The sequence below is a fragment of the Streptomyces sp. NPDC050674 genome (assembly GCF_040654575.1).
Taxonomy (GTDB): domain Bacteria; phylum Actinomycetota; class Actinomycetes; order Streptomycetales; family Streptomycetaceae; genus Streptomyces.
Genome location: NZ_JBFAIG010000007.1, coordinates 220,874 through 233,600 on the forward strand (window position 1 = coordinate 220,874; position 12,727 = coordinate 233,600).

Genomic DNA, 12,727 nt, shown 5'->3' on the forward strand with positions numbered 1-12,727 from the left:
CGAACCGGGAGGAGCAACGGGATGGGCAGCCGTACCGCGCTGGTCGAGGATCTGATGGAGCGGTTCCCGCACGTACCGCGGGAGGCCGTCTTCAAGGAGGACCTGCTCCGCGGCGGCGTCGCCTTCGACCCGTCCGCGCTCAGCGACAACGAGGGCGGCGAGGTCAAGCCGAAGTCGTACTTCATCTTCTCCTTCGACCACGGCACCCTGCCCGAGCTGGGCGAGGCCGCGCTGCGCCGGCCGCCCGAGGAGATCATCCTCACCGGTGGCCCCTACGACCTGCGCCGCACGGTCGTCTCGGTCCGGGTGAACCCCGCCTCGCCCTACCGCGTCGCCGCGAACGAGGACGGCGTGCTCGGCCTCTACCTCGAGGGCAGGCGCATCTCCGACGTCGGCGTGCCGCCGATGCCCGAGTACTACCGGCACACCCTCTCCAACGGGAAGTCGGTCATGGAGGTCGCCCCGACCATCCAGTGGGGTTACCTGATCTACCTGACGGTCTTCCGGGTCTGCCAGTACTTCGGCGCCAAGGAGGAGTGCCAGTACTGCGACATCAACCACAACTGGCGCCAGCACAAGGCCGCCGGCCGGCCCTACACGGGCGTCAAGGACGTGGAGGAGGTCCTGGAGGCGCTGGAGATCATCGACCGCTACGACACCGCCAAGGCCTCCACCGCCTACACCCTCACCGGCGGCGCCATCACCAAGACGGTTTCCGGCCGCGACGAGGCCGACTTCTACGGCCACTACGCCAAGGCCATCGAGGAGCGCTTCCCCGGCCGCTGGATCGGCAAGGTCGTGGCCCAGGCGCTGCCGCGCGACGACGTCCAGCGCTTCAAGGACTACGGCGTGCAGATCTACCACCCCAACTACGAGGTGTGGGACGAGTACCTGTTCAAGATGTACTGCCCCGGCAAGGAGCGCTACGTCGGCCGCGACGAGTGGCACAAGCGCATCCTGGACTCGGCGGAGGTCTTCGGCGCGCGCAACGTCATCCCCAACTTCGTGGCGGGCGTGGAGATGGCCGAGCCGTTCGGCTTCAAGACGGTCGACGAGGCCATCGCCTCCACCACCGAAGGCCTGCGCTTCTTCATGTCGCACGGCATCACGCCCCGCTTCACCACCTGGTGCCCGGAACCCACGACCCCGCTCGGCAAGGCCAACCCGCAGGGCGCGCCGCTGGAGTACCACATCCGGCTGCTCCAGGCCTACCGGCAGACCATGGAGGACTTCGGCCTCTCCTCGCCCCCCGGCTACGGTCCGCCCGGTGCCGGCAACGCGGTCTTCTCCGTCAGCTCCTTCATGGACAGCCTCCCGGCCGACGCGCCGACCGCCGTCCGATAACGCTTCGGTGACGTCTTCCCCGGAGACGCCACGGCATTGAGTCGCAGGGCGGCCGTACCCGTATGACACTCCGACACCGGAGTCATGGGGGTGCGGCCGTCCTGTCGTGATATCTGAACAGGGCGCTTGTCAGTTGTGTGAGAGGCGTGAAAAGCTCTTGCCCTGCCGCGAGGGTTCCCCCCAACTCCGATGCCGATGTGGTGAGTTGACCTCGCTTGTGGATGCAGGAGACTCATGCCCGACCTGCCGACCCCTCAGGACGCCACCGAGGCCGCGCTGTTCTCCGAGTGCTGGGACGCGGTCCTCGCGTACGCCGATCTGTGCACCTCCGGCTCCTCCGCCGCCGCACAGCTCGGCCGCGAGGCGTTCGCACTCGGCATACGTGAGGCCCGCGCCGCGGAGACCGGCCCGGTCCGCGGCACCGGCCGCCGCCCGGCCCGGCTGCCCCGCATACCCCTGCTGCTGACCGCCGTACGCACCACGGCAGCCGCCTGGGAGGAGGAGGGGCAGGGCCACAAACTCGACCCCGACCTGCGGCTGTGGCTCAACTCGGACAAGGCCGCCCGCTACACCGGCCCGCCGCTGCAACGCCCGCTCGCGCTGCGCGGTCTGCGCGATCTCCAGCAGCCCGACGCCGAACTGCTCTGGTTCGCCGAGGTGGAGGCGCTGCCCCTGCCCCTGGTCGCCCGCCGTCTGGGCCTCGACCCGGCCGGCGCCGCCGAGGAACTCCAGCAGGTGCGCACCCTGTTCAGGGACCGCTGCCACCGCAACCACCTCGACACGCCGATGGACGCCGGGTGCCGCAGCTACGCCCGGCTGCTGGACGCCGTCACCCGTTCCTCCGCCGCCGACACCCCCGGTGACCTCTCCCGCCACCTCGCCACCTGCGTGCAGTGCGCCGAGGCCGCCGCCTGTCTGCGCCTGCACGGCGGCGGGCTGCCCGGTGCGCTGGCCGGCGGGGTGATCGGCTGGGGCGGCCTTGCATATCTGGAGCGCCGCCGCCGCGCCGCCGAGGTGCGCCTCGGCGCCGGACGACCCGGCGCGGCCGACCAGAAGGGGGGAGAGCCGGAGGACGCCGAGCAGAAGACGCGCGTGGCCCGCAACGGCCTCCTCGTCGCCGCCGTCCTGGTCTCCGCGCTCGCCCTCGGCGTCTCGCTCATGCCCTTCGGCGGCGAGGGCGACGACCTCGGTGCACCCGGCGGCGACCGTCAGCCGGTGGCCGACCCCGGCCCCTCCCTGCCGTCCGCCCCGTCCCTGCCGCCCGCGACCTCGAAGCCGGCCGCCCGGAACACCGAGCGCACCAAGCGGTCGGACCCCTCCGGCACGCCGGACGGCGAGAACCGCCACACCGAACCCCAGGGCACCTCCTCGCCCACCGACCGGAGCGAACCCGACGAGAAGGACGAGCCCGTCTGCCGCGTCGAGTACGACCTGGTCAACCAGTGGCCCGACGGCTTCCAGGCCACCGTCACCGTCACCAGCACCGAGCCGCTCGACTCCTGGCGCGTCGCCTGGTCCTTCCGGGACGGCCAGCAGGTCGGCCAGATGTGGGACGCCTCCGTCGCCCAGAACGGCTCCCGCGTCACCGCCACCGCCGCCGACTACAACAAGTCGGTCCCCGCGGGCGGCGATCTGGCCTTCGGCTTCCTCGCCTCCTGGCACGGGAAGAACTCCCCGCCGTACGGCTTCGAACTGAACGGCCGTGCCTGCGCGAAAAACAGTTGACGCGCCTCCGCCGTGACGCGATAACGTGACGGCGGTTCCGCGCAGTCGGCGGTTCCGGACGAGAAGCAGACCAAGAGGGACGAGGAGGTGTCGACCGATGGCTGTCATTGCGATGAGCGCTGCTCGCATCCAGATCATCACGTCCACCTCCATGGCCGCCGGCTGATCCGACCGACCGTCGGGCCGGGGCCGACCTGAGAAGGGTCACCCTTGTCTTCCTCTTCTGCCGCATCCGTTTTCTCCGCGCTCGCTCCCTACGGCTGGGACGAGGTCTGGGCCGAGGCGTTCACCCCGTACGAGACGGAAGGGCTGCTGCCCGGCCGGGTCGTCCGGGTCGACCGCGGGCAGTGCGATGTCGTCACCGCGGGCGGGCTGCTGCGGGCCGACACCGCGTTCGTCACCCCGCACGACCCCCTGCGGGTCGTGTGCACCGGCGACTGGGTCGCCGTCGACCCCGGCGGCAACCCGCGCTACGTGCGCACCTACCTGCCGCGCCGCACCGCCTTCGTCCGCTCCACCTCCTCCCAGCGCTCCGAGGGACAGATCCTCGCGGCCAACGTCGACCACGCCGTCATCGCCGTGTCCCTCGCGGTCGAGCTGGACCTCGGCCGCATCGAGCGCTTCCTCGCCCTCGCCTGGGAGTCCGGGGCGCAGCCCGTCGTCGTCCTCACCAAGGCCGACCTCGTGCCGGACGCCGTGACCCGCTCCCACCTCGTCCAGGACGTGGAGACCAGCGCGCCCGGCGTGCCGGTCGTCACCGTCAGCTCCGTCGACGGGGACGGGCTCGACGTGCTCGCCGCGATCGTCGGCGGGGGGACGTCCGTGCTGCTCGGGCAGTCCGGCGCGGGCAAGTCGACCCTCGCCAACGCGCTGCTCGGCGAGGACGTCATGGACGTCCAGGCCACCCGGGACGTCGACGGCAAGGGCCGTCACACCACCACCACGCGCAACCTGCTCGCCCTGCCCGGCGGGGGCGTCCTGATCGACACGCCCGGGCTGCGCGGCGTCGGCCTGTGGGACGCCGGGACCGGCGTCGGGCAGGTGTTCTCCGAGATCGAGGAACTGGCCGAGCGGTGCCGCTTCCACGACTGCGCCCACGAGGCCGAGCCGGGCTGCGCCGTGCTCGCCGCCGTCGAGACCGGTGATCTGCCGGAGCGACGGCTTCAGAGCTACCGCAAGCTGCTGCGGGAGAACCAGCGCATCGTCGCCAAGACCGACGCCCGGCTGCGGGCGGAGATCCGCAAGGACTGGAAGCGGAAGGGGGCGATGGGCAAGGCCGCACTGGAGGCGAAGCGGGGAGCGCACTGGCGCGCGTGACGCCTCCGCGCCCTGCGGTGGGGCTGGGTCTCCCGGCGGGCCGTTGTCCTTGCGGGGGCGTCGCCGGGGGTTCGGTGTCCCATTGCGGGGGCAGCGTCGCCGGGGATTCGGTTCCCGTTGTGGGTCCGGTGCCGCCGGGCCCGTCGTCCCGTTGGGGGGGGCGGTGTCACGGGGTCCGGTGCCCCAGTGCCGGGCCGGTGCCGCCGGGCCCGTCGTCCCGTTGCGGGGTCGGTGTCACGGCGGTCCGGTGCCGCAGTGCCGGGCCGGCGTCGCCCGGGGGTCGGGTGTCCCGACCCCGGGCGGGGCAACCGTCCCCGGCCTCGGGGCGGCGCGCCAGGGGCAGCAGACCCGGCCCGGCCGCGTCCCGCTGGGCCCCGGCCGTCCGCGGTCCGGTGGGCACCCTGGCCCGTCGGCGGTCTGGTCGGCGCCCCGGCCGTCAGCCCTCGGTTCGCGCGACCTGGCCATCAGCCTGCGGTCATCGCCCCCCGGGCCGTCCGCGGCTCGGTGGGCCCCCGGCCGTCGGCGGTCCGGTGGGCGCCCCGGTTTGCGGCCCCGGCCGCAAGCGCCCCGGTCGTCCCCCCGGCCGTGCCCGCGCCGCGCCCCGTGACCCATCGAGACTCCCGTCAGGCGCCGGGCAAGCAGCGGGGGCCGTTCACCCCGCGCTCCCGGATCCATCTCGGTGTCCGATTTCCGCCAGCGGCCGTTCGGCCGGCGACGGAGACTGGAGCCGTGAGAGACCAGGCAACGGACGAGGACACCAGGTACGAGGCCGTACGCAGCCGCGACGCCCGTTTCGACGGCGTGTTCTTCTTCGCCGTGGAGACGACCGGCATCTACTGCCGGCCGAGCTGCCCCGCGGTCACCCCGAAGCGGACCAACGTGCGGTTCTTCGCCACGGCCGCCGCCGCGCAGGGCTCCGGATTCCGGGCCTGCCGGCGGTGCCGGCCGGACGCCGTGCCCGGGTCCGCCGAGTGGAACGTCCGCGCGGACGTGGTCGGCCGTGCCGTGCGGCTGATCGCCGACGGCGTGGTCGACCGGGAGGGCGTCGCCGGGCTCGCCGGACGCCTCGGCTACAGCGCACGGCAGGTGCAGCGGCAGCTCACCGCCGAGCTCGGCGCCGGGCCGGTCGCTCTCGCCCGGGCGCAGCGGGCCCACACCGCGCGTGTCCTGGTGCAGACCACCGAGCTGCCGATCACCGAGATCGCCTTCGCGTCGGGCTTCGCCAGCGTGCGGCAGTTCAACGACACGATCCGCGCCGTGTACGACTCGACCCCGAGCGCACTGCGCGCCGCCGCGCCCAGGCACGGCCGGAACCGCCGCACCGCCACCCCGAACGCCGGCATTCCGCTCCGGCTCGCCCACCGGGGCCCCTACCGGGCCGGCCCCGTCTTCGACCTGCTGGAACGCGAGGCCGTACCCGGAATCGAGGAGGTGAGCGGCCCGCCCGGCACCCGCACCTACCGGCGCACCCTCCGTCTGCCGTACGGCACCGGCATCGCCGCCGTCGACGAACGCCCCGGCACCGCCCGGACCGGATCCGGCGCCCACCCGGGCGGCTGGCTCGACGCCCGGCTGCACCTCACCGACCCGCGCGACCTCACCACCGCCGTCCAGCGGCTGCGGCGGCTGTTCGACCTCGACGCCGACCCCTATGCCGTCGACGAGCGTCTGGCGGCCGACCCGCGGCTCGCGCCCCTGGTCGCCGCCCGGCCCGGACTGCGCTCACCGGGCACCGCCGACCCCGAGGAACTCGCGGTGCGCGCCCTGACCGGCCCGGCCGAGGCGGAACGGCTCGTACGCCGCTACGGCAAGGCCCTCGACGCCCCCTGCGGGAGCCTCACCCACCTCTTCCCGGAGCCCGCCGTCCTCGCCGGGGCCGAACCCGGCGGCGCCCTCGGCGCGCTCACCGCCGCCCTCGCCGACCGGGCCGTCCGCCTCGACCCCGGCGCCGACCGGGACGCCACGCGGCACGCCCTGCCGGCCGTGCCCGGCCTGGACGCCCGCACGGTCGCGGTCATCCGCACCCGCGCCCTCGGCGACCCGGACGTGGCGCCGCCCGGCCTCGACGCCCCCGACCATTGGCGCCCCTGGCGCTCGTACGCTGTGAACCACCTGCGCGCAGCAGGGGAGTGGGAGTTGTGATGACCGACCCGACCTACTGGACCACCGTGCCCGGCCCCCTCGGGCCGCTGCTCCTCACCGCCGCCCCGACCGGCGAGCTGACCTCCCTGTCGCTGCCCGGCCAGAAGGGCGGGCGCACCGTGCGCGAGGACTGGCGGCGCGACCCCGGGCCCTTCCGGGAGGCCGAGGAGCAGCTCGCCGCCTACTTCGCCGGGGAGCTGAAGGAGTTCCGCCTGGCCCTTCGCACCGAGGGCACGCCCTTCCGGGAGAAGGTCTGGGCCGCGCTGGACGACATCCCGTACGGCTCGACCGTGACGTACGGCGAGATCGCCGCGCGCATCGGGGCGCCCCGGGCGGCCGTGCGGGCCGTGGGCGGGGCGATCGGCGCGAATCCGCTGCTGGTGGTCCGGCCGTGCCACCGGGTGATCGGGGCGGGCGGCGCACTGACCGGCTACGCGGGCGGCCTGGACCGCAAGGTGCGGCTGCTGACGCACGAGGGTGTGCTTGCGGCCTGAGGCTCAGCCCCAGAACACCGCGCCCACCCAGGCCGCCGCGATCAGCTGGCAGGTGAACAGTTCGGCCAGGACGCTGGAGCCGCCCGCGCGCATGACCGTGCGCAGGGCGGCGACCGCGTCGGCGTGACGGCCCAGACGCAGCCGCTCGAACAGGTACACCCCGCCCAGGAATCCCGGGATCGCGCCGAGGACGGGCACCAGGACGAAACCGAGGAGGGAACCGGCTCCGGCGCAGGCCAGCATGCGGCGGGTGGTGCCGTTCATCCGCAGCCGCCGCGGGGGCAGGGCCCAGCGCGCGGCCTGGGAGGCGAGCAGCAGGACCGTGGCGCCGACCAGCACCCACCAGGCGACGGGCTGCGGATCCTTCAGCGCCCACCACAGGACCGCGGCCCACACCAGCCACGATCCCGGCATGGCGGGCAGCAGCACTCCGCACAGCCCGAGCAGGATGACCAGCCCGACCAGCAGGAGGTCCCACACTCCCATCTGACCAGACTGCCGGAACCCGCGAGAACGCGCAGGTCAGGAGCCTGGCCGCAGCCCAGACCCGCAGGTCAGCCGCTCGCGCCCCGCCGGGGCCCGATTCGCATGGCCGTTCTACGACTCACTCGACGTGCCGTTCACGAGGCCGCGGCGGGCCGGTTTTTTCCACAAGCCCCGTTTTCATCCCGCTCGTGCGGTGGACAATTACGGGCATGAGCCAGCAGGGGGGAAGGCCCACCGGTCACGAGGACGACTGGTGGAGGCAGTTGTACGACGACTCCACCGACGACACCGGCCCGGCACCGGCACCGGATTCCCTGGACGACCGGTTCGCCTCGGCGTCCGGAGCGGTGGGCGACGGGCCGCGAGGGCGGTCCGGTCCGGCGGAGGGGCGGACGGCGCGGCCGTACGGAGCGGAGCCGGTGGTCCCGGCGCCCCGGACCGGAGCCGACGACTTCCCCGACGCGCTGCCCCCGGCCGACCGGACTCCACCACGCGCCCCCTGGGAACCGCCACCGCCCCGCCCACCGGGGCCGGCGAGCTTCCCGGCGGCGTCCCCTCCCTCCGCCGGCCGGGACGACGCGGCTCGGCCGGGGGCCGACCCCGGTGGGCTCCCACCGGAGGGTCCGGGCGGTGCGGCTTCGCCGGGTGGCTCCGGTGGGGCCCCGGCCGGGCCGGGGCGGCCCCCCTCCTCCGCGCCCCCGGTCCCCCCGCCCCGCACGGCGCCTCCCACCTGGCCGGACCTCGGGTCCCGCTCGGCCACGGTGGACGACGCGCCGGTGATCCCCACCTCTCCGGCAGGACCGCAGGCCTCGCCTGCCAGTCCCGGAGAACTGCCGCCCCTGCCCCCGCGCCCGGCCGGGCCGCCGCCCACGGCCCCACCGCCCACGGCCCCACCCCCCACGGCTCCACCGCCCATGGACCCCCCCTCGGCGCCGCCACGCCCCGCCGAGCCGCCCGCTCCGCCCGAAGAGGCCGGCCCCCGGATCGAGCGGCCCGTGTCCGTCCCCCACTCCCGTGGCCACGTGGGGACCCGGCCGCCCACCTATGACGCCGAGCCCACGGCTCTCCCGGCCGCCGATCCGGACGACCTCGACGACCTCGTGGCGGACACCGTGCTCGACGGGGCCCGGTACGGAGCCTGTACGTTGCGGGCCGTCTCGGTGCGGGGCGACTCCGCGCGGTACCGGGGTGAGCCCCGCAGGGACTCGCTGCTCACGGCCCGGTTCGGGACAGGGGAGCGCGCGCTGCTGCTGGTGGCGATGGCGACCGGGGCCCGGGCCGCACCCGGTGCGCACCGGGCCGCCGCCGAGGCCTGCCACTGGATCGGCAGGGCCGTCGGGCGCAGCCACGCACGCCTGGTCGAGGACATAAGGGACGGCCGCCGCGGTGACCTGAAGTCCGGGCTGCACCGGCTCACCGACCGCAGTCTCGGCAAGCTGCGGGCCAGCGCCTCCGAACGGGGGCTCGACCCGGAGGAGTACGCGGCCAGCCTGCGCTGTCTGCTGCTGCCGGCCGATCCCGCCTGCCGCACCCGCGTGTTCTTCGGGGTCGGTCCGGGCGGACTGTTCCGGTTGCGGGAGGGGGAGTGGCAGGACATCGAACCGCCCGTCGCCGACGTCAGGGGCGAACCCGTCGTGGGGTTCGGCTCGCCGCCCTCCGAGACGCCCGAGGGCGACCGGCTCACCATGGACCTGGGCATCCCGACCCCGCCCAGCCCCTACGAACCGGCCCCGGAGCCGCCCCGCGAGCCCTTCCGCTTCCGCACCTCCGTCGCCCGCCCGGGTGACACGCTCCTGATGTGCAGCGGCGGCCTCGCCGAACCGCTGCGCGGTGAGCCCGAACTGGGCGAGTACCTCGCCGAGCGCTGGTCCCGCCCCGAGCCGCCCGGCCTCGCCGCGTTCCTCGCCGACTCCCAAGTACGGGTCAAAGGTTATGCGGACGACCGTACGGCCGCCGCGGTGTGGGAGGCGTGAGCGCGAGCGGTGTGACTTGATGGAACCCGGAGGGATCCCAGGAGACCGAAGGGGCAGACGAGAACCATGGCCAAACAGAACGTCGCGGAACAGTTCGTCGACATCCTGACCCGTGCCGGGGTCAAACGCCTCTACGGCGTCGTCGGCGACAGTCTCAACCCGATCGTCGACGCAGTCCGCCGTAACTCCGCCATCGACTGGATCCACGTCCGGCACGAGGAGACCGCCGCCTTCGCCGCCAGCGCCGAAGCGCAGATCACCGGCGGCCTCGCCGCCTGCGCCGGTTCCTGCGGCCCCGGCAACCTCCACCTCATCAACGGCCTCTACGACGCCCACCGCTCCATGGCCCCGGTGCTCGCCCTGGCCTCGCACATCCCCTCCAGCGAGATCGGCCTCGGCTACTTCCAGGAGACCCACCCCGACCGGCTGTTCGCCGAGTGCAGCCACTACAGCGAGATGATCTCCAGCCCGCAGCAGATGCCGCGGCTGCTCCAGACCGCCATCCAGAACGCCGTCGGCCGCAGCGGCGTCAGCGTCGTCACCCTGCCCGGCGACATCGCCGACGAGCCCGCCCCGGAGCAGGCCGTCGAGACCGCCCTCGTCACCTCCCGGCCGACGGTCCGCCCCGGTGACGCCGAGATCGACCGGCTCGTCGAGATGATCGACGAGGCCGGCAAGGTCACCTTGTTCTGCGGCAGCGGCACCGCGGGCGCGCACGCCGAGGTCATGGAGTTCGCCGGGAAGATCAAGTCCCCGGTCGGACACGCCCTGCGCGGCAAGGAGTGGATCCAGTACGACAACCCCTTCGACGTCGGCATGAGCGGACTGCTCGGGTACGGCGCCGCCTACGAGGCGACCCACGAGTGCGACCTGCTGATCCTGCTCGGCACCGACTTCCCCTACAACGCCTTCCTCCCCGACGACGTGAAGATCGTCCAGGTCGACATCCGGCCGGAACACCTGGGCCGCCGCTCCAAGCTGGACCTCGCGGTGTGGGGTGACGTACGGGAGACACTGCGCTGTCTGATCCCGCGGGTGAAGGAGAAGAAGAACCGCCGCTTCCTGGACCGGATGCTGAAGAAGCACGCGGACGCGCTGGAGGGGGTGGTGAAGGCCTACACGCGCAAGGTCGAGAAGCACACGCCGATCCACCCCGAGTACGTGGCGTCCGTGCTGGACGAAGTGGCCGCCGACGACGCCGTGTTCACCGTCGACACCGGCATGTGCAACGTCTGGGCCGCCCGCTACATCTCACCCAACGGCCGCCGCCGTGTCATCGGTTCCTTCTCCCACGGCTCGATGGCGAACGCGCTGCCCATGGCGATCGGCGCGCAGTTCACCGACCGCAAGCGGCAGGTCGTGTCGATGTCCGGCGACGGCGGCTTCTCCATGCTGATGGGCGACTTCCTGACGCTGGTGCAGTACGACCTCCCGGTCAAGGTCGTCCTGTTCAACAACTCCTCCCTCGGCATGGTCGAGTTGGAGATGCTGGTCGCCGGCCTGCCGTCACACGGCACCGCCAACAAGAACCCCGACTTCGCCGCCGTCGCCCGCGCCTGCGGTGCCTACGGGGTGCGCGTCGAGAAGCCCAAGGACCTCGCCGGGGCGCTGAAGGACGCCTTCAAGCACAAGGGCCCGGCCCTCGTCGACGTCGTCACCGACCCCAACGCGCTGTCCATCCCACCGAAGATCAAGGCCGAGATGGTGACCGGCTTCGCCCTGTCCGCCTCGAAGATCGTGCTGGACGGCGGCGTCGGCCGGATGCTCCAGATGGCCCGGTCCAACCTGCGCAACGTGCCCCGATTTTAGTCGTACGGCGTCCACGCGCGTGCCGAGGTGTCGTACACCCAGCGGGGCAGGCCCTTGATGCCGCTGGTCCGGAACGGGCGGCCGCCGTCGTCGATCCGGACCGTGCCCGTGCGTCCCTGGGAGGACCAGTCCAGCTCCAGGTACCAGCGGCAGTCGCACGCCTGGGTCCTGGCGTTGACGAGCAGCACCTCCGGGTCCCGGGCGGAGACGCGGTAGGGCATGCGCACCGCCGGGATCGGCTTACCCGTGTCGTTCCCGGCGACCGCCCGGGCGATGGGGCGGTCCTTGTCGAGGTTCACGTCGAAGGAGCGCGGGGTCAGGGCACCGCCGCACCCCCGGTCCATGGCGTAGGCGTTGCCCTGCGCGGGTGCCGTGCGTCCCACCACGCGCACCCGCAGCGCCTCCAGCACCACCGCCGTGTCGGTGCGCCCCTGGACGGACAGCCGCACGAGTGTCTCGCCGCCGTGCACCGCGTTCTGTGAGGCGGCCCAGACCCCGGCGTCCTGCGGGACCGGTGGCGGTGGCACCTCCCCGGGCGGCGCGGCGACGACGTAGTCGTGACCGCAGCCAAGCTTCCACGCCTGGGAGTCGGCCGACCAGGTGAGCGGGGCGGTGGAGTCGTCCGCGTCGGCGGGGGTGGCGCGGGCGGAGGAGGAGGGGGCGGGCTTCTTCGTCGCCGTGGCGGAGGGCGAGGGGCGCTCGGGGGTGGGGGAGCCGCCGTTCGGGGTGGGGGAGGCCGTGCCGGCGCGGTCCGGGGCCTTCGGCTCCGCCGTCACGGTCGGGGCCGGACCGGCCGACGGGGCGCGGTCGCCGGCGGACGCACGCCGCCCGTCCGGCAGCGCGGCGAGGCTCCCGAGTGCCGCGAGCACCGCGCAGGCCACCACCAGGCCGGCCGCGACGCGTCCGCGGCGGTACCAGGGACGGCGGGGGAGCGGCGCCGCCTCGCCGGCAGGGCCGTCGACGGCTCGCGGCGCGGGCCGCGGTTCCTCCGCCACCGCGGCGAGCGCGCCCTGTTCGTCCCCGGCCGTCACGGCCGGGGACGCCGCCCGGGGCCGCTGCCGTGCCGCCACCGCCAGGAGCCACCGGCGGTGGAGCTCCAGACGCTCCTGCGGGGACGCCCCGCACAGGGCGGCGAAACGCTCCACGGGGGCGAAGTCCACCGGGACCGCCTCGCCCGCGCAGTAGCGGTGCAGGGTCGAGGTGTTCATCGCCAGACGCCGGGCCAGCGCACCGTAACTGCGGTCCGTGCGCTCCTTCAGCGTCCTCAGCAGCGCCGCGAACTCCCCGACGTCGTCGACGTGCTTGTCTGCCGACACCGTTCCCCCGTCCTCACGGTCCGACCCGGCCCGGAACGGCATCCCAGGCACCTCATGTACCTGCACGTCAGACGGGCTGGGATGGTTCCACCGCGCCGGATCGGCCGGGGGCTGTTGCGTC

General features: G+C 73.9%; 9 protein-coding genes. 7 read left to right on the forward strand and 2 right to left on the reverse strand.

Going from position 1 to position 12,727, the window contains the following annotated elements:
• The first annotated feature begins 21 nt into the window (after positions 1–21).
• From AB0I06_RS14525 to AB0I06_RS14545, 5 genes are all read left to right on the forward strand, one after another.
• Positions 22–1,344 carry a radical SAM protein gene (locus AB0I06_RS14525; RefSeq protein ID WP_363119105.1) on the forward strand — a complete coding sequence of 441 codons (1,323 nt, stop codon included), beginning with the start codon at positions 22–24 and terminating at the stop codon, positions 1,342–1,344.
• Between the two features lie 234 nt (positions 1,345–1,578).
• Positions 1,579–3,069 (forward strand): cellulose-binding domain-containing protein, encoded by a 1,491-nt coding sequence (locus AB0I06_RS14530; RefSeq protein WP_363119106.1) that lies wholly within the window; start codon positions 1,579–1,581, stop codon positions 3,067–3,069.
• 210 nt (positions 3,070–3,279) lie between these two features.
• On the forward strand, positions 3,280–4,386 hold the full coding sequence (gene rsgA, locus AB0I06_RS14535; RefSeq protein ID WP_363119107.1) for a ribosome small subunit-dependent GTPase A: 1,107 nt from the start codon (positions 3,280–3,282) through the stop codon (positions 4,384–4,386).
• Between the two features lie 729 nt (positions 4,387–5,115).
• Positions 5,116–6,528 carry an AlkA N-terminal domain-containing protein gene (locus AB0I06_RS14540; protein ID WP_363119108.1) on the forward strand — a complete coding sequence of 471 codons (1,413 nt, stop codon included), beginning with the start codon at positions 5,116–5,118 and terminating at the stop codon, positions 6,526–6,528.
• Positions 6,528–7,022, forward strand: a complete 495-nt coding sequence (locus tag AB0I06_RS14545; RefSeq protein WP_363119109.1) for a methylated-DNA--[protein]-cysteine S-methyltransferase — start codon at positions 6,528–6,530, stop codon at positions 7,020–7,022. Before AB0I06_RS14540 ends, AB0I06_RS14545 begins: the two co-directional genes overlap by 1 nt.
• A 3-nt stretch (positions 7,023–7,025) precedes the next feature.
• Here AB0I06_RS14545 and AB0I06_RS14550 read toward each other — a convergent pair whose 3' ends face one another.
• Positions 7,026–7,508, reverse strand: a complete 483-nt coding sequence (locus tag AB0I06_RS14550) for a DUF456 domain-containing protein (protein WP_363119110.1) — start codon at positions 7,506–7,508, stop codon at positions 7,026–7,028.
• A 209-nt stretch (positions 7,509–7,717) separates the two neighbouring features.
• Between AB0I06_RS14550 and AB0I06_RS14555 the strand changes: the two genes are divergently transcribed.
• Both AB0I06_RS14555 and AB0I06_RS14560 read left to right on the forward strand, forming a co-directional pair.
• A complete protein-coding gene (locus AB0I06_RS14555; RefSeq protein ID WP_363119111.1) occupies positions 7,718–9,481 on the forward strand; it encodes a protein phosphatase 2C domain-containing protein in 1,764 nt (587 codons plus the stop codon).
• A 66-nt stretch (positions 9,482–9,547) separates the two neighbouring features.
• A complete protein-coding gene (locus tag AB0I06_RS14560; RefSeq protein ID WP_363119112.1) occupies positions 9,548–11,290 on the forward strand; it encodes a pyruvate dehydrogenase in 1,743 nt (580 codons plus the stop codon).
• Here AB0I06_RS14560 and AB0I06_RS14565 read toward each other — a convergent pair.
• Positions 11,287–12,606, reverse strand: coding sequence for a helix-turn-helix domain-containing protein (locus tag AB0I06_RS14565; RefSeq protein ID WP_363119113.1), 1,320 nt, complete (start codon positions 12,604–12,606; stop codon positions 11,287–11,289). The two genes, AB0I06_RS14560 and AB0I06_RS14565, sit on opposite strands and share 4 nt — an antisense overlap.
• Between the last annotated feature and the right edge of the window lie 121 nt (positions 12,607–12,727).